Source organism: Pseudomonas sp. P4_C1, assembly GCF_056402155.1.
Map to the genome: position 1 here is coordinate 59,275 of NZ_JBFUHY010000003.1, position 16,318 is coordinate 75,592.

Below are 16,318 nucleotides of genomic sequence, written 5' to 3' on the forward strand. Positions count from 1 at the left end.
AGCATCATTCACCCCATGCGCATCGAACCTCGCCTGCTGCCCGACACCCTGCCATTCCTCGGTGATATTCCGCCGCTGCTGACCCGCCTGTACGCGGCGCGGGGTGTGCAATCCGAGGCAGAACTGGACAAGAGCCTGGCGCGGTTGATTCCGTTCCAGCAGCTCAAGGGCATCGATGCCGCCGTGGATCTGCTGGTGACGGCACTCGAACAGCGCCAGCGCATTCTGATCGTCGGCGACTTCGATGCCGACGGCGCGACGGCCAGCACCGTGGGCACCCTGGGTCTGCGTCTGTTGGGGGCGGCACATGTCGATTACCTGGTGCCCAACCGATTCGACTACGGCTACGGCCTGACACCGGAAATCGTCGCGGTGGCGCTTGAGCGTCAGCCGCATTTGCTGATTACCGTCGACAATGGCATCTCCAGCGTCGAAGGCGTGGCCGCGGCGAAAAAGGTCGGGCTCAAGGTGCTCGTCACCGACCACCACTTGCCCGGCGACGAACTGCCCTTCGCCGATGCGATCGTGAATCCGAACCAGCCTGGTTGCGAGTTTCCGAGCAAGGCACTGGCCGGTGTCGGGGTGATTTTCTATGTGCTGATGGCCTTGCGTGCGCGGTTGCGCGAGCTCGGCTGGTACACAAGCAAGCCGCAGCYGAACATCGGCGAACTGCTCGATCTGGTGGCCTTGGGCAGCGTGGCCGACGTGGTGCCGCTGGATGCCAACAACCGGATTCTGGTGCATCAGGGCCTCGAGCGGATTCGTGCCGGACGTGCCCGGCCGGGGATCAAGGCGATCCTCGAAGTGGCCAAGCGCGATCATGCGCGCATCACCTCCACCGATCTGGGTTTCATTGTCGGCCCGCGCCTGAACGCGGCGGGACGGCTGGATGACATGAGCCTGGGTATTGAGTGCCTGCTGACCGAAGACGCAGGTCTGGCCCGTGAGATGGCTGCTCAATTGGACGGCATGAACCAGGATCGCAAATCCATCGAGCAAGGCATGCAGCGTGAAGCGCTGGCGCAGCTCAAGGATCTGCCGGTGGAGTCGATGCCGTTCGGCTTGTGCCTGTTCGATCCCGAGTGGCATCAGGGCGTCATAGGTATTCTCGCGTCACGGATGAAAGAGCGCTATTTCCGCCCGACCATCGCCTTTGCCGATGCCGGAGATGGCCTGCTCAAGGGCTCGGGGCGTTCGGTCCAGGGCTTTCATATCCGCGACGCCTTGAGCGTGGTGGCGGCGCAGCACCCGAATCTGATCACCAAGTATGGCGGCCACGCGATGGCGGCCGGCCTGACGCTGCCGGAAGCGAATTTTCCCTTGTTCGCCGAAGCCTTTGACGCTGAAGTGCGCCGGCAATTGCGCGAAGAGGACCTGACTGGCCGGCTGCTGTCGGACGGCACCCTGGCGGTGGAAGAGTTTCACCTGGAGCTGGCCCGAGCCCTGCGGCATGCCGGCCCGTGGGGGCAGCACTTTCCGGAACCGTTGTTTCATGGGGTGTTCCAGTTGGTCGAGCAGCGCGTCGTTGGCGAACGGCACCTTAAAGTCGTGCTGAAAAGTGAATGTGGTTCGGTGAAACTCGACGGCATTGCCTTTGGGATCGACCGCGACATCTGGCCAAATCCGACCATCAAGTGGGTGGAACTGGCCTACAAGCTCGACCTCAACGAGTTTCGTGGCAACGAGACGGTCCAGCTGATGATTGCCCACATCGAACCGCGTTGAACCGACACCTGTAGGAGCGAGCTCGCGATGGGCGTGAACGATGGCGCTGGGGACCTGATACCCCGCGGTGTCCTGTCGTCCATCGCGAGCGAGCTCGCTCCTACAAAGGGGCGACATCCCTCGATGTCGACTAGGCTCTAAACACTGCTTGATTTTGGCCTTGTGACGTCTTGTCGAATTTTTTGCCCGCGGGGGCGGGTGCTGTACCTTTTTCCTGTCACTCGTCGACTATTCAAACAGAACCTGGAGCCTGCCCACTGATTCGAGAGGTGCCCCATGAGTCTGCTGCTTGAACCCTTTACCCTTCGCCAATTGACCCTGCCCAACCGCATCGCGGTATCGCCGATGTGCCAGTACTCCAGCGCCGAAGGCCTGGCCAATGACTGGCACCTGGTCCACCTCGGCAGCCGCGCTGTCGGCGGGGCCGGGCTAGTGTTTACCGAAGCCACGGCGGTCACCGCCGACGGGCGCATCACGGCCGAGGACCTCGGTCTGTGGAATGACGAACAGATCGAACCCCTGCAACGCATCACCCGCTTCATCACCGCCCAGGGCGCCGTTGCCGGCATTCAACTGGCCCATGCCGGGCGCAAGGCCAGCACCTACCGGCCGTGGCTCGGCAAGCATGGCAGCGTCAAGCCCGATGAGGGCGGCTGGGTGCCGGTCGGCCCTTCACCGATTGCGTTCGACCCACAGCACACCCAACCCAGACAACTCGATGACGGCGAGATCGCCAAGGTGATCCAGGCCTTTGTCGATGCGGCAAAGCGCTCACTGACGGCCGGTTTCAAGGTGGTCGAAGTGCATGCGGCCCATGGTTACCTGCTGCATCAGTTCCTGTCGCCGTTGAGCAACCAGCGTCGTGATCAATATGGCGGTTCGTTCGAAAATCGCATTCGGCTGGTGCTGCAGGTCACCGAAGCGGTGCGCGCGGTGTGGCCTGAGGAGTTGCCGGTGTTTGTCAGGGTCTCGGCCACCGACTGGGTGGAAGACGGCTGGAACCCTGATGAAACCGTGGAACTGGCACGCCGCCTCAAAGCCCTGGGGGTCGACCTGATCGACGTCTCGTCGGGCGGGACGGCGGTGAATGCCGAAATTCCCACAGGCCCTGGTTACCAGACCCGCTTCGCCGAACGTGTGCGCAAGGAGTCGGGCATGGCCACCGGCACGGTTGGCATGATCACCGAGCCGGCACAGGCCGAGCACATCCTGCGCACCTGTCAGGCGGACATCATCTTCCTGGCCCGTGAGTTGTTGCGTGACCCCTACTGGGCGTTGCATGCAGATGACGATCTGGGCGGGCACAAGGCCGTGTGGCCGGCGCAGTATCAGCGGGCGACTCACCGTGAGCAGCCGATTCACGAATCGGATTTGCGTGACTGAAATCCATCGATACGAAAAAGCCCCTGAATCGCGAGATTCAGGGGCTTTTGTTTATGCCGGTGACCGATCAGGCCGCTTCGATCTTGCTGCGGTTCTGTTCGACCTTGTTCAGGTAGTCCTTGAGCTTTTCCTGCTCGGCCACCGTCGTGAACAAGCCGAGCTTGCTGCGACGCCAGAGGATGTCGTGGGCGCTGGTTGCCCATTCTTCGCTGCACAGATAGTCGACTTCACGGGTGTAGAGACCGCCGCCGATGTGCTCGCCCATATCGCTGAGGTCCTGTACGCCTTCGAGCATGCGCCAGGTGCGGCTGCCGTAGGAGGTGGCCCAGCGGCGCGCGATCTCGCTCGGTAGCCAGTCGAATTGGTCGCGGATACGCGAGCTCAAGGCTTGCGGGGTGGTCATGCCTTCACCGCCCGGCAGCGTGGCGCTGGCGGTCCAGCTTGGCTGGATGTGCTTGAAGTAAGGTGCCAGTTGCGCCAGCGCCGACTCGGCCAGCTTGCGATAAGTAGTGAGCTTGCCACCGAACACCGACAGCAACGGAGCCTCTTCGCCAGTGCCAGACAGCGCCAGGGTGTAATCGCGGGTCACGGCCGACGGGTTGTCGGATTCGTCGTTGCACAGAGGCCGCACACCGGAATAGCTGTGCAGGATGTCGTCGCGGCTGATTTGTTTTTTGAAATGGGCATTGACCACGTTCAACAGGTAATCGGTTTCGCCATCGGTAATTGCCACTTTCGCCGGATCGCCGGTGTACTCGCGATCGGTGGTGCCGATCAGGGTGAAGTGATTCAGGTACGGAATGGTGAACACGATGCGCTGATCTTCGTTTTGCAGGATGTGCGCGTGTTCGCCTTCGTACAGTTTCGGCACGATCAGGTGGCTGCCCTGGATCAGGCGGATGCCGTAAGGCGACTCCATTTTCAAGTCATCACGAATGAACTTGGCGACCCATGGCCCGGCCGCATTGACCAACGCCTTGGCGCGGATCGAAAACAGGCTGCCATCGGCGCGTTCCAGATGCAGGTGCCACAAACCCTTGGTACGGCGCGCGCTGACACAGCGGGTCTGGGTGTGGACGTGGGCGCCTTTTTCCCGGGCGGCCATGGCGTTCAACACCACCAGGCGCGCGTCGTCGACCCAGCAATCGGAGTATTCGAAGCCCTTGGTGATCTCGCTTTTGAGCGCGCTGTCGGGGCCGAACTTCAGGCTTTTCGAACCTTGCAATTGCTCGCGCTTGCCCAGGTTGTCATAGAGAAACAGACCGGCGCGAATCATCCACGCCGGGCGCAGGTGCGGGCGGTGCGGCAACACGAAACGCATTTGCTTGACGATGTGTGGAGCCTTGGCCAGCAGTACTTCACGTTCGGCCAAGGCTTCACGCACCAGGCGGAATTCGTAATGTTCGAGGTAGCGCAGGCCACCGTGAATCAGCTTGCTGCTGGCCGACGAGGTATGGCTGGCCAGGTCATCCTTTTCGCAAAGGAACACCGAGAGACCGCGACCGGCGGCATCCGCGGCAATTCCCACGCCATTGATCCCGCCACCGATGACGGCGATATCGTAGACCTCGGCGAGAGGGGGCGTAGGCAAGGTGGAATTGGGCATCGGCTCGGCCTCGGAATTCTTTATGTTCTGTATTTGAATTCGAACATTAATGTTCATTTTCGAAAATACTAGCCCATAAAGACCCGTACGGCCAGTCAGCTTCGATTGAAAATACTCATCGAAGGGCCGTTAAAGGAAAATTTACGAACATTTTGTTGTGCATTGGCGTCAATACAGACGCCGAAGAAGGAGGGTGGGCTTAAACGACTTCCAGCCGAACCTTGTGCTGGTTCAACAGTTGCGCCAGCGCCGGGGAAGGCTGCTGATCGGTGACCAGGCAATCGACCAGGCTGATCGGTCCCAGGCGAATCATGGCGTTGCGCCCGAACTTGCTGGAGTCGGCCGCGAGGATCACTTGTCGGGCATTGGCGATAATCGCCTGGGATACCCGCACTTCCTGATAATCGAAGTCCAGCAGGCTGCCGTCCTCATCGATACCACTGATGCCGACCAGGGCGAAATCGACCTTGAACTGGTTGATGAAGTCGACACTGGCCTGACCGACCACGCCGCCGTCACGYCGTACATTGCCACCGGTCAGCAGCACGTCGAAGTCGTCCTTGGCGCTGAGCATCGATGCCACATGCAGGTTGTTGGTGATGATTTTCAGGTGACTGTGGTTGAGCAGTGCCCGGGCAATGGATTCGGTGGTCGTGCCGATGTTGATGAACAACGAGGCATGGTCGGGAATCTGTGCGGCAATGGCTTCGCCGATACGCTGTTTTTCATCGCGCATCTGATCGGCGCGCATGGCATAGGCAGTGTTTTCGACACTGGAGTCGTAAGCCGCGCCGCCATGGTAGCGACGCAACAAATTGGCTTCCGCGAGCTGATTGATGTCGCGGCGAATGGTCTGCGGGGTAACTACGAACAGAGTGGCCATTTCCTCGATGCTGACATAGCCGCGTTCGCGGACCAGTTCGAGGATTTGCTGCTGACGGGGAGGCAGATTCATGGGGCGTCCTTTGGGCTGCCGTGCAAAATTTGCCCATGATGCCGCAGGAATCTGCTCCCGACCAGTTACATACAGATACGGGGGCTGGAGTTCGCTTATTCAGCCTCGTCTTCAGCCGCCCAATTGCGAGTACGGCTGACCGCTTTTTTCCACCCTGCGTAGAGTTTTTCCTTCGCCGTTTCATCCAGCGTCGGCTCGAACTGGCGCTCGATCACTGCCTTGCCGCGCAACTCTTCCAGGCTACCCCAGAAGCCACAGGCCAGGCCTGCCAGGTAAGCCGCACCCAGTGCCGTGGTTTCGCGCATTTGCGGACGCTCGACCTGTGTGCCGAGGATGTCGGCCTGGAACTGCATGAGGAAGTTGTTGGCCACCGCGCCGCCATCCACACGCAGGGCCTTGAGGCGTTCGCCGGAGTCCTGTTGCATGGCGTCGAGCACGTCTCGGGTCTGGTAGGCAATCGACTCCAGTGCGGCACGAATGATGTGATCCACGCGTACGCCGCGGGTCAGGCCGAACAATGCGCCACGGGCGTACGGATCCCAGTAGGGAGCGCCAAGACCGGTGAAGGCCGGCACCAGGTACACGCCGTTGCTGTCCTTGACCTTGTTGGCGAAGTATTCGGTGTCGTGGGCGTCGTTGATGATCTTCAGTTCGTCACGCAGCCACTGCACCGTGGAGCCGCCGTTGAACACCGCACCTTCCAGGGCATAGGCCACTTCGCCACGCGGGCCGCAGGCGATGGTGGTCAGCATGCCGTGTCGGGATTTCACGGCTTTGTCGCCAGTGTTCATCAGCAAGAAGCAGCCAGTGCCGTAGGTGTTTTTCGCCTGGCCTGGCTCGACACACATCTGGCCGAACAGAGCGGCTTGCTGGTCACCGGCAATGCCGCCGATGGCGATGCCGCTTTTGGTGTGGCCGTAGATCTCGGACGACGATTTGACTTGCGGGAGCATCTCACGCGGGATGTCGAGGACTTCCAGCATCTTCGCGTCCCACTCCAGGGTGTGGATGTTGAAGAGCATGGTGCGCGAAGCGTTGGTGTAGTCGGTGACATGCACCTTGCCGCCGGTAAATTTCCAGATCAGCCAGCTGTCGACAGTGCCGAACAGCAGCTCACCGTTGCGCGCGCGTTCGCGGCTGCCTTCGACGTTGTCGAGGATCCACTTGAGCTTGGTGCCGGAGAAGTACGGGTCGGTGACCAGACCTGTGGTGTCGCTGATGTATTGCTCGTGGCCATCGCGCTTGAGTTGCTGGCAGATCTCGGTGCTGCGTCGGCATTGCCAGACGATTGCGTTGTAGATCGGGCGGCCGGTGTTCTTGTCCCAGACCACGGTGGTTTCGCGCTGGTTGGTGATGCCGATGGCTGCTACCTGGTCGTGGTGCAGGCCGGCTTGCGCCAGGGCCTCGACCATCACGGCGCTCTGGGTGGCGAAGATTTCCATCGGATCGTGTTCGACCCAGCCTGCTTGCGGGTAATGCTGAGYGAACTCCCGTTGGGCGGTGCAGACCACGTTCGCGTCGCGGTCGAAAATGATCGCGCGGGAGCTGGTCGTACCCTGATCGAGGGCAATGATGTAGTTCTTATTCTGTGTGTCGGTCATGTCGATTGCCTTGGACGGAATGAGGGAGTGAGGTCTGGCGCGTGATCAAAGGGCAGGGGCACGCGCCAACGGTATCAAGAAGTTCTGGGTTTGCCGTCAATGGCAGCTGTTGCATCCTTTGTAGCAGGTACGGCGCCGTGCAGATGGCGGGCAATCAGCCCGCGATAGGCGGCGGCGCCGAGGCAGGCACCGACAATCGGTGCAAAAACAGGAATCAGGAAATACGGAATATCGCGTCCGCCGGTGAAGGAAATTTCACCCCAGCCAGCGAAGAAAGTCATCAGTTTAGGGCCGAAGTCCCGCGCAGGGTTCATGGCAAAACCGGTCAGCGGTCCCATCGAGCTACCGATCACCGCAATCAGCAGGCCGATCAGCAGCGGTGCCAACGGGCCTTTGGGCAGGCCATTGTTGTCATCGGTCAGGGACATGATCACGCCCATCAGGATGGCCGTGATGATCACCTCGACCAGAAATGCCTGGGCGGTGGTCAGCACAGGATTCGGGAAGGTGGAGAACACAGAGGCCAATTCGAGGCTGGCTTGAGTGCCGCGAACCATGTGGTGCGTTTGTTCGAATTCGAAGAATAGATTGCTGTAGAGGGTGTAGACCAGCAACGCTCCACAGAAGGCACCCGCCACCTGGGCGAGTACATAGAAAGGCAATTTACGTTTTTCGAAGTCCGCGAAAATGCTCAGGGCAATGCTGACGGCAGGGTTCAGATGAGCTCCGGAAACCCCGGCGGTGAGGTAGATCGCCATGCTGACGCCGACGCCCCAGATAATGCTGATTTCCCACAAACCAAAACTGGCACCCGCGACTTTGAGCGCGGCAACACAACCTGTACCAAAAAAAATCAGTAGCGCCGTACCCAGAAACTCGGCCATGCATTGGCTCGAGAGCGACGGTTGTTGTAAAGCAGTTGTCATTGAAACCTCATTTTTTTTGTTGTCTGGCGCTCTTTTCCATCATGGTCGGAGCGCGGTTTTCAGCGAGACAGGATCCCCATCCTAGTCGCGGTTTACTGCTGGGTGCAGCGGTAGGACGTTTCGTGCAGTTTCAGAAACGAAAAAATATAGACAAGAAACGCTGCTGTCAAAGGTCGAAAGTGAACCGTCGGTCACAAAAAAACTATTTGTTGCATGAATGGGTGAGTCATTGGGGAATGGGATGGCCAGGCAATGGCGTTATGGATGCGCCGCTGTAGAGCCTTTTAATGATCAATGTCCTAGAATCGGGCGCAGTATTTTTCTTCTGCCGCCCAGTCTGGAGCTGTCATGACCCCCGCATTGGATTTGTTGAAAAAGGTTCGGGCCGAACATCGCGTACACAGTTACGAACATGATCCCAAGGCCGCCTCCTACGGGCTGGAAGCGGCGGAAAAACTCGGGCTCGATCCGGCGCAGGTGTTCAAGACCTTGCTGGCGGCCAGCGAAAAGGGCGAGCTGCTGGTGGCTGTGGTGCCCGTTATCGGCAGCCTGGACTTGAAAGGGCTGGCCCACGCCGCGGGGGTGAAAAAGGTCGAAATGGCCGACCCGGCGGCAGCGCAGCGCTCTACCGGCTATCTGTTGGGCGGGATCAGTCCGCTGGGGCAGAAAAAGCGTTTGCGTACCTTCATTGATAATTCGGCCCAGCCCTTCGCCAGCATTTTTGTCAGTGCGGGCCGACGTGGGCTGGAAGTCGAGCTGGCACCGGCGGTGCTGGCTGAACACACCCAGGCGAAGTTTGCCGATATCGGCCGTGCGTGAGCTTCGAAGCAGGTGCAGTGCTGTATGGTGAAAATCTGCCCGCTCTGTCACTGGCGCTCGTTCGGTCGGCGCTGCATGCTCAGCGGACAAACCAAGGGAGAAGGTTATGCAGCTTGAGTTTCATCAGGTCGACGCGTTCAGCAATCAGCCGTTCAGTGGTAACCCGGCAATGGTCTATCGGCTCGATACCTGGCTCGCCGATGAATTGATGCAAAAGATAGCCGCCGAGCACAACCTCGCCGAAACGGCGTTTGTCGTGCGCGAAGGGCAGGGCTGGCACATCCGCTGGTTTACGCCGACCACCGAGGTGCCATTGTGTGGTCACGCGACGCTGGCTAGCGCCTATGTGTTGTTTGAGATCTATAAAGAGCCCGTCGAGCGACTGGACTTCACCTGCAAATCCGGACCGTTGAGCGTGACCCGTGAAGGTGGGCGGTTGTGGCTGGACTTTCCGGCCATCGTGCCGACGCAAGTGAGCGACATTCTGGCTGCCGAACGTGCACTGGGTGTGAAAGCCCTGGAGGTACTTGGCTCAAACGAGCTGTTCGTGGTGCTTGAATCCGAGCAGGACGTGCTCGACTGCAAGCCGGACATGGTTGCCCTGGCGAAATTGCCATGGCTGGGCGCCATCGTGACGGCCCGAGGCAGTCAGCACGATTTCATCTCTCGCTATTTCGCACCGGCAATCGGCATCAATGAAGACCCGGTGACCGGATCGACCCATTGCCTCCTGATCCCGTACTGGTCGAAACGCTTGGACAAGTCGAACCTGACGGCTTTTCAGCGTTCGGCGCGGGGTGGGGAATTGTTCTGTCGACTGGAAGGCGATCGAGTGAAGATCGGCGGAAATGCGACGCTCGTGGCGAGCGGGACGCTGATGTTGGGCTGATCCAAAACCACTGTAGGAGCGAGCCTGCTCGCGATAGCGGTATCACATTCAACAGAGGTGTTGACTGATCCAACGCCATCGTCGGAACGCCGCCCGGAGCAAGCTCGCTCCCACAGGGATTGTGTTGTTTAGCTAGCGGTGCTGTAACGCCGGACACCTGGTTCAACAGCGGGAATCTGCGCCGCCGTGCTGCCGGACGCCTGGAACAGCACCAGGTGTTCAGCCGCGACACGAATACCCACATCCGCCCCAACCTGGCGATCGACATGGCTCGGGAAGATTGATTCCAGCTGTGCGCCTGTCGGCAGCTGCAAGCGATACAGGGTCGACGCACCCAGGAACGTCTTACCGGCAATTCGCGCCTTCAGTGCGCTGTCCGGCGCGTACACGATGTCGTCCGGACGCAGCAGCACGTCCACGGCACCGCCTACCGGCCAGGTGTAGGCCCGGTTGCCGCGCAATTCGCCGAGCTCGGTTTGCACCGATTCCGGGCTGCTCAACTGACCGCGAATGAAATAGCCCTGGCCGATGAAACTCGCCACGAAGGGTGTCAGCGGTTCGTGATACAGGTTGTAGGGCGTATCCCACTGTTCCAGGCGACCTTCCTTGAACACGCCAACGTGGTCACTGACTGCGAAGGCTTCTTCCTGGTCGTGAGTCACCAGGATCGCGCTGGTGCCTCGGGCCTTGAGGATGTCGCGTACTTCGTGGCTGAGCTTGCGGCGCAATTCACCATCGAGGTTGGAGAACGGCTCGTCGAGCAACAGCAATTGCGGATCTGGCGCCAGTGCGCGGGCCAGGGCGACGCGTTGCTGCTGGCCACCTGAAAGCTCGTGGGGGAAGCGCTTGCCGAGGTTCTTCAGGTTGACCAGTTCCAGCAGTTCTTCGGTAACGCGATCCTTTTGCGGATGCTTGCGAATGCCGAAGGCGATGTTGTCGGCCACGCTCAAATGCGGAAACAGCGCGTAGTCCTGGAACACCATGCCAATGCGACGTTTCTCCGGAGCAAGGGTGAAGCCGGCGCTGGAGATGGTTTCGCCCGCCAGCTGGATTTCGCCTTCATGTACCGGTTCAAAGCCGGCAATCGCCCGTAGTGTGGTGGTCTTGCCGCAGCCCGAAGAGCCGAGCAGGCAACCGATGTCACCAGCGTTCAGATGCAGGTTCAGGTTCTGTACTACACGCTGGTCCTGATAGCCGCAGGCGAGGTTGCGCAGGTTAAGCAGTAAAGGCTGGCTCATGCGTGGTGGTACGCCGGTTCGACGAGAAACTCGAGCAAGGCCTTTTGCGCGTGCAGGCGGTTTTCGGCTTGATCCCAGGCCACCGAACGTTTGTCGTCGAGCAGGTCGACGCTGATTTCTTCGCCGCGGTGCGCCGGCAGGCAATGCATGAACAGTACGTCTTCAGCGGCCAGGTCAAGCAGGGCGCGGTTGACCTGGTACGGTGCGAACAGCTTCAGACGCTTGGCGGTTTCTTCTTCCTGACCCATGGAGGTCCAGACGTCGGTGCTCACCAGGTGTGCACCGCGCACGGCTTCTTTCGGGTCGCGAACGATGGAGACCCGATCGCCGGCCTTGGCCACGAATTCAGGATTGGGCTCGTAGCCTTCCGGGCAGGCCACGCGCAACTGGAAGTCGAACTGGATCGCCGCTTCTATATAACTGTTGCACATGTTGTTGCCGTCGCCGATCCAGGCCACGGTCTTGCCCTGGATGGAGCCGCGGTGTTCGAGGAAGGTCTGCATGTCCGCCAGCAACTGGCACGGGTGCAGGTCATCGGACAGACCGTTGATTACCGGTACGCGGGAGTTGGCGGCGAATTCGGTCAGGTTGCTGTGGGCAAAGGTACGGATCATCACTGCGTCGAGCATGCTCGACATGACGATGGCGCAATCGCCGATCGGCTCGCCACGGCCCAGTTGGGTGTCGCGTGGCGACAGGAAGATCGCCTGGCCGCCGAGCTGGATCATGCCAGCCTCGAAGGAGATCCGGGTGCGGGTCGATGATTTCTCGAAAATCATCCCCAGGACGCGGTTTTTCAGAGGCTCGAACAGTACGCCGCGGTTACGCAGGTCCTTGAGCTCAACGCCTCGACGGATCACGCTGACCAGCTCTTCGGGCGTGCAATCCATCAGGGAGAGAAAGTGCCTTGCGCTCATCATTGACTACCTTTTTGCTACAAACCGCAGATGCTCAAAGCCTTGTTTAACGGAACAACGGGCGAGACCTGCGGCGTAAGCCGCACGGGGCGACGAAATAGGGGAAGGCGCGATCTTATAATTAAATGTCGCGTCTTACCAATAGGGCTACAGTTTTTAGGGAGTTTCAGAGGTGCTACGGGTTCACCGAGGTAGCGCTTTTGAAGCCTGTTTCCTGATAGCAGCGACCCATTTGTACACCGGCCTCTCGGGGCTTGGCAATCAAGCGGGGCGGCAATGGTACGCTGACAGTCGGTTTCTGACCTGTCATTCATCAGTACCGGGCTCGACGAACGGCCCCCACGAGCCGATTGAAACTCTTCAGGAAATTCAGCTGCAGGCGCCACCCGGGCTACCTTCGAACTGAACTCCGGTGGCCATCGGCTGGCCTGATATCCACCGATTCACAAGACGCACGTCGCTGGCGTGGCGGCGGGTCTGGCGCCATAGTTTTGTTTCCGCGGCCAACGTTGCCCGCCCATAACAAGACAGAGACTGGCCATGACCAAGACTCTCCATCACCGTGCGTGCCATTTGTGTGAAGCCATCTGTGGCCTGACCATCGAAACCACCGAGGTCGAAGGCGGAAACGTCCAGATCACTTCGATCAAGGGCGACCCCCAGGACACGTTCAGTCGTGGGCACATCTGCCCCAAGGCCGTGGCGTTGCAAGACATTCAGAACGATCCGGATCGCCTGCACCAGCCGATGCAGCGGGTGGGCAATGAGTGGCAGCCCATCGAGTGGGAAGCGGCATTCAATCTGGTCGCCGAACGCCTCGCCGCCATTCAGGAACGTCACGGGCAAAACGCCGTGGCGGTCTATCAAGGCAACCCCAGCGTGCACAATTACGGGCTGATGACCCACAGCAATTACTTCCTCGGCCTGCTGAAAACCCGCAACCGGTTTTCCGCCACCTCGGTCGATCAATTACCCCATCACCTGACCAGTCATTTGATGTACGGCCACGGGTTGTTGCTGCCTATTGCGGACATCGATCACACCGATTTCATGCTGATCCTGGGCGGCAACCCACTGGCTYCGAACGGCAGCATCATGACCGTGCCGGATGTGGAAAAACGCTTGAAGGCGATACAGGCCCGGGGTGGCAAGGTGGTGGTGGTCGACCCGCGCCGTAGTGAAACGGCGGCAATTGCCGATCAGCATCTGTTCGTGCGCCCGGGCGGTGATGCTGCGCTGTTGTTCGGGCTGCTCAATACCTTGTTCGCTGAAGGTCTGACCCGCGACAGCCATCTGCCGGTAGACGGTCTGGAGGACGTGCGGGATGCCGTCGCGCGGTTCACCGCCGAAGCCATGAGCCCGTTGTGCGCCGTACCGGCCGAACAGATCCGCCAATTGGCGCGGGACTTTGCCGCGGCACCGAGTGCAGTCTGCTATGGCCGCATGGGCGTCTCGACCCAGGCCTTCGGTACGCTGTGCCACTGGGTGGTGCAGTTGATCAACCTGGTCACCGGCAACCTCGATCGCGTGGGGGGCGCCTTGTGCACCGAGCCGGCGGTGGACCTGGTGGCGTCGACCTCTGGCGGGCATTTCAATCTGTGGCAGAGCCGGGTTTCCGGGCGCCCGGAATACGCCGGAGAGTTACCGGTGTCGGCGCTGGCCGAAGAGATGCTCACCGAAGGGGTAGGGCAAGTCCGGGCGCTGATCACTGTGGCAGGCAATCCGGTGCTGTCCACGCCCAATGGCCGAAAGCTCGAGCAGGCGCTGGACGGACTGGAGTTCATGGTCAGTATCGACCTGTACATCAATGAAACCACGCGTTACGCCGACCTGATCCTGCCATCCACATCGGCACTGGAAAACGACCATTACGACACCACCTTCAACCTGTTTGCGGTGCGCAACGTCAGCCGTTTCAACCGCGCAATCCTTGCCAAACCCGAAGGTGCATTGCACGACTGGGAGATTTTCGTCGGGCTGGCCAAGGCATTTGCCGCCAGGACCGGCAAAGAATTGAAGCCCACCATCACCCCGGCGCAAATGATCGATCGCGGCCTGCGCATGGGGATGTACGGCGACACGTCAGAGCACAAGCTGTCGCTGGCGACCTTGTTCGATCACCCCCATGGCGTTGATCTGGGAGCGCTCAAGCCTAACCTGGCACCACGCCTGAAGACCGCCAATCAACGCATCCAGGCTGCTCCTGTGGTGATTCTTGCGGACCTGGCGCGCTTCGCAGTCTTGCAGCCACCGGCCGCCGATGAGTTGTTGATGATTGGCCGCCGGCATGTGCGCAGCAACAACTCATGGATGCATAATTATCATCGGTTGGTGAAGGGCAAGCCGCGTCATCAGTTACTGATGCATCCGGACGACCTGGCCAGTCGCGGGCTCAGTGACGGGCAACGTGTGCGAGTCAGTTCACGGGTGGGTGTGATTGAGGTCGAAGTGCTTGGCAGTCTGGACATGATGAAGGGCGTGGTCAGCCTGCCTCATGGCTGGGGCCATGCGCGGCCGGGCGTGCAAATGTCGATTGCCAGCAGTCAGCCGGGCTCGAGCGCCAACGACCTGACTGACGAATGCCGGCTTGACGAACTGTCGGGAAATGCCGCGCTCAATGGCGTGCCGGTGACAGTTTCGGCGGCTTGAATCAGACTGACGGAGAGACCGAGCAGGGCGCTCGGCTTTCCGTTACAATGCGCCACCGTGCCGACCCATGAGTCGGAAAGTTCAGCCGAGGTGCTCCATGGATATCATCGAAACGATTAAAGAGCAGATTGCCAACAACACCATTCTGCTTTACATGAAAGGCTCGCCGAATGCCCCGCAGTGCGGCTTCTCTGCGAAGGCCGCGCAGGCCGTGATGGCGTGTGGCGAAAAGTTTGCGTACGTGGACATCCTGCAGAACCCGGAAATCCGCGCCAACCTGCCAAAATACGCCAACTGGCCAACCTTCCCACAGCTGTGGGTCGCCGGTGAGCTGGTCGGCGGTAGCGACATCATGACTGAGATGGCTGCTGACGGTTCGCTGGAGAAACTGATCAAGGAAGCCGCCGCCAAGGCCGCTGCCAAGACTGAAGCCTGACTGGCACCTGTAGGAGCGAGCTTGCTCGCGAAAAAACCAAAGCCCCGCTGGGTATCTGGTTTTACGCGTTAACGTTCGCGATTCTCGCGAGCAAGCTCGCTCCTACATCCGGGCAATAAAAAGCCCCGCTCCTCGAAAGAGGGCGGGGCTTTTTAATGCATCGAGATTAACGACGTAGAACTTACTCGTCGTCGCCCATCTGCGATTGCAGATAGTTCTCGAGTCCGATTTTTTCGATCAGGCCCAACTGGGTTTCCAGCCAGTCAATATGTTCTTCTTCGGACTCGAGGATATCTTCAAGCAGCTCACGGCTACCGAAGTCGCCAACTGTTTCGCAATGAGCGATAGCCACTTTGAGATCAGCGTGACCGATGCGTTCGATACGCAGGTCGCACTCGAGCATTTCCTTGGTGTGTTCGCCGATGTGCAGCTTGCCCAGGTCCTGGACGTTCGGCAGGCCTTCAAGGAACAGAATGCGCTTGATCAGCTTGTCCGCGTGCTTCATCTCGTCGATGGATTCGTGGTACTCGTGCTTGCCGAGCTTGTTCAGGCCCCAATCTTCATACATGCGCGCATGCAGGAAGTATTGATTGATCGCGACCAGCTCATTGGCGAGGATCTTGTTGAGATGCTGGATGACTGTAACGTCGCCTTTCATGATGGGGTCCTGCCCTTTATTAGCTGTCAATAGGGCAGAGTTTGAGCTGCGTATTTAAGAGTGTCAAACCTAAGTTATTGAAACTTAAATGAAAATTAATCGGAATAAGAATGTTTGTGTTCCGCGTCTAGAGCATAACTAGTTGATTTTGAGACATAAAAAAACCGGACATATGTCCGGTTCTTTGAAATTCGATATTTAAGCCGCGGTAAATTCCGCTGGAAAAGGAATTGCAGCCTGAGCCGTTTGCAGTTTGGTCAGGGTCTCGCGGACCACTTCCTTGGCGAGGCAGGCACATTTGCCGCATTGACTGGCAACGCCGGTGGCCACTCGGACTTCCTTGTAGCTGCAGCATCCTTCATAGATCGCATCGCGGATTTGACCGTCGGTGACGCCAGTGCAGAGGCAAACATACATAAGGAAGGACCGTCGCTGATTGTGACTCAATTGCGATGGATCTTAATGTTAACGAGAATGATTGTCAAAGTGGTTTCAGTGCACTTTCCGTCATAAACG

Annotated in this window: 14 protein-coding genes; 6 read left to right on the top strand and 8 right to left on the bottom strand. The window is 59.4% G+C overall.

What is annotated here, in order from left to right:
- The first annotated feature begins 15 nt into the window (after positions 1 to 15).
- Together recJ and AC1DU9_RS02760 are read left to right on the top strand one after the other, a co-directional pair.
- The gene (gene recJ / locus AC1DU9_RS02755; protein WP_477809704.1) at positions 16 to 1,725 is read left to right on the top strand and encodes a single-stranded-DNA-specific exonuclease RecJ; all 1,710 of its coding nucleotides are present in this window, start codon (positions 16 to 18) and stop codon (positions 1,723 to 1,725) included.
- A gap of 276 nt (positions 1,726 to 2,001) precedes the next feature.
- The gene (locus AC1DU9_RS02760) at positions 2,002 to 3,108 is read left to right on the top strand and encodes an NADH:flavin oxidoreductase/NADH oxidase (protein ID WP_223459920.1); all 1,107 of its coding nucleotides are present in this window, start codon (positions 2,002 to 2,004) and stop codon (positions 3,106 to 3,108) included.
- Positions 3,109 to 3,175: 67 nt separating this feature from the next.
- On the opposite strand, the gene glpD is transcribed toward AC1DU9_RS02760, so the two are convergent.
- The 4 genes from glpD to AC1DU9_RS02780 all read right to left on the bottom strand — a co-directional run bounded on the left by glpD (position 3,176) and on the right by AC1DU9_RS02780 (position 8,196).
- On the bottom strand, positions 3,176 to 4,714 hold the full coding sequence (glpD, locus tag AC1DU9_RS02765) for a glycerol-3-phosphate dehydrogenase (RefSeq protein ID WP_477809705.1): 1,539 nt from the start codon (positions 4,712 to 4,714) through the stop codon (positions 3,176 to 3,178).
- Positions 4,715 to 4,913: 199 nt separating this feature from the next.
- Positions 4,914 to 5,669 carry a DeoR/GlpR family transcriptional regulator gene (locus AC1DU9_RS02770; protein ID WP_007971301.1) on the bottom strand — a complete coding sequence of 252 codons (756 nt, stop codon included), beginning with the start codon at positions 5,667 to 5,669 and terminating at the stop codon, positions 4,914 to 4,916.
- Positions 5,670 to 5,764: 95 nt separating this feature from the next.
- Positions 5,765 to 7,270, bottom strand: coding sequence for a glycerol kinase GlpK (gene glpK / locus AC1DU9_RS02775; protein WP_477809706.1), 1,506 nt, complete (start codon positions 7,268 to 7,270; stop codon positions 5,765 to 5,767).
- 74 nt (positions 7,271 to 7,344) lie between these two features.
- Positions 7,345 to 8,196, bottom strand: coding sequence for an MIP/aquaporin family protein (locus AC1DU9_RS02780; protein ID WP_108214995.1), 852 nt, complete (start codon positions 8,194 to 8,196; stop codon positions 7,345 to 7,347).
- A gap of 348 nt (positions 8,197 to 8,544) precedes the next feature.
- On the opposite strand from AC1DU9_RS02780, the gene ybaK reads away from it, so the two are divergent.
- Together ybaK and AC1DU9_RS02790 are read left to right on the top strand one after the other, a co-directional pair.
- On the top strand, positions 8,545 to 9,015 hold the full coding sequence (gene ybaK / locus AC1DU9_RS02785; protein WP_477809707.1) for a Cys-tRNA(Pro) deacylase: 471 nt from the start codon (positions 8,545 to 8,547) through the stop codon (positions 9,013 to 9,015).
- A 106-nt stretch (positions 9,016 to 9,121) separates the two neighbouring features.
- The gene (locus AC1DU9_RS02790) at positions 9,122 to 9,904 is read left to right on the top strand and encodes a PhzF family phenazine biosynthesis protein (protein ID WP_223459929.1); all 783 of its coding nucleotides are present in this window, start codon (positions 9,122 to 9,124) and stop codon (positions 9,902 to 9,904) included.
- Positions 9,905 to 10,032: 128 nt separating this feature from the next.
- Here AC1DU9_RS02790 and AC1DU9_RS02795 read toward each other — a convergent pair whose 3' ends face one another.
- Both AC1DU9_RS02795 and argF read right to left on the bottom strand, forming a co-directional pair.
- Positions 10,033 to 11,142: an ABC transporter ATP-binding protein gene (locus AC1DU9_RS02795; protein WP_223459932.1), complete on the bottom strand. Its 1,110-nt coding sequence runs from the start codon at positions 11,140 to 11,142 to the stop codon at positions 10,033 to 10,035.
- A complete protein-coding gene (gene argF, locus AC1DU9_RS02800; RefSeq protein ID WP_223459934.1) occupies positions 11,139 to 12,059 on the bottom strand; it encodes an ornithine carbamoyltransferase in 921 nt (306 codons plus the stop codon). The genes AC1DU9_RS02795 and argF overlap by 4 nt, the downstream gene beginning before the upstream one ends.
- A gap of 540 nt (positions 12,060 to 12,599) precedes the next feature.
- On the opposite strand from argF, the gene AC1DU9_RS02805 reads away from it, so the two are divergent.
- Both AC1DU9_RS02805 and grxD read left to right on the top strand, forming a co-directional pair.
- On the top strand, positions 12,600 to 14,708 hold the full coding sequence (locus tag AC1DU9_RS02805; RefSeq protein WP_477809708.1) for a molybdopterin oxidoreductase family protein: 2,109 nt from the start codon (positions 12,600 to 12,602) through the stop codon (positions 14,706 to 14,708).
- Between the two features lie 97 nt (positions 14,709 to 14,805).
- On the top strand, positions 14,806 to 15,144 hold the full coding sequence (gene grxD / locus AC1DU9_RS02810; protein ID WP_223459939.1) for a Grx4 family monothiol glutaredoxin: 339 nt from the start codon (positions 14,806 to 14,808) through the stop codon (positions 15,142 to 15,144).
- 181 nt (positions 15,145 to 15,325) lie between these two features.
- Here grxD and bfr read toward each other — a convergent pair whose 3' ends face one another.
- Both bfr and AC1DU9_RS02820 read right to left on the bottom strand, forming a co-directional pair.
- Positions 15,326 to 15,802, bottom strand: a complete 477-nt coding sequence (gene bfr / locus AC1DU9_RS02815; RefSeq protein ID WP_223459941.1) for a bacterioferritin — start codon at positions 15,800 to 15,802, stop codon at positions 15,326 to 15,328.
- A gap of 198 nt (positions 15,803 to 16,000) precedes the next feature.
- Positions 16,001 to 16,219 (bottom strand): bacterioferritin-associated ferredoxin, encoded by a 219-nt coding sequence (locus AC1DU9_RS02820; RefSeq protein WP_008053520.1) that lies wholly within the window; start codon positions 16,217 to 16,219, stop codon positions 16,001 to 16,003.
- Positions 16,220 to 16,318: the final 99 nt, after the last annotated feature.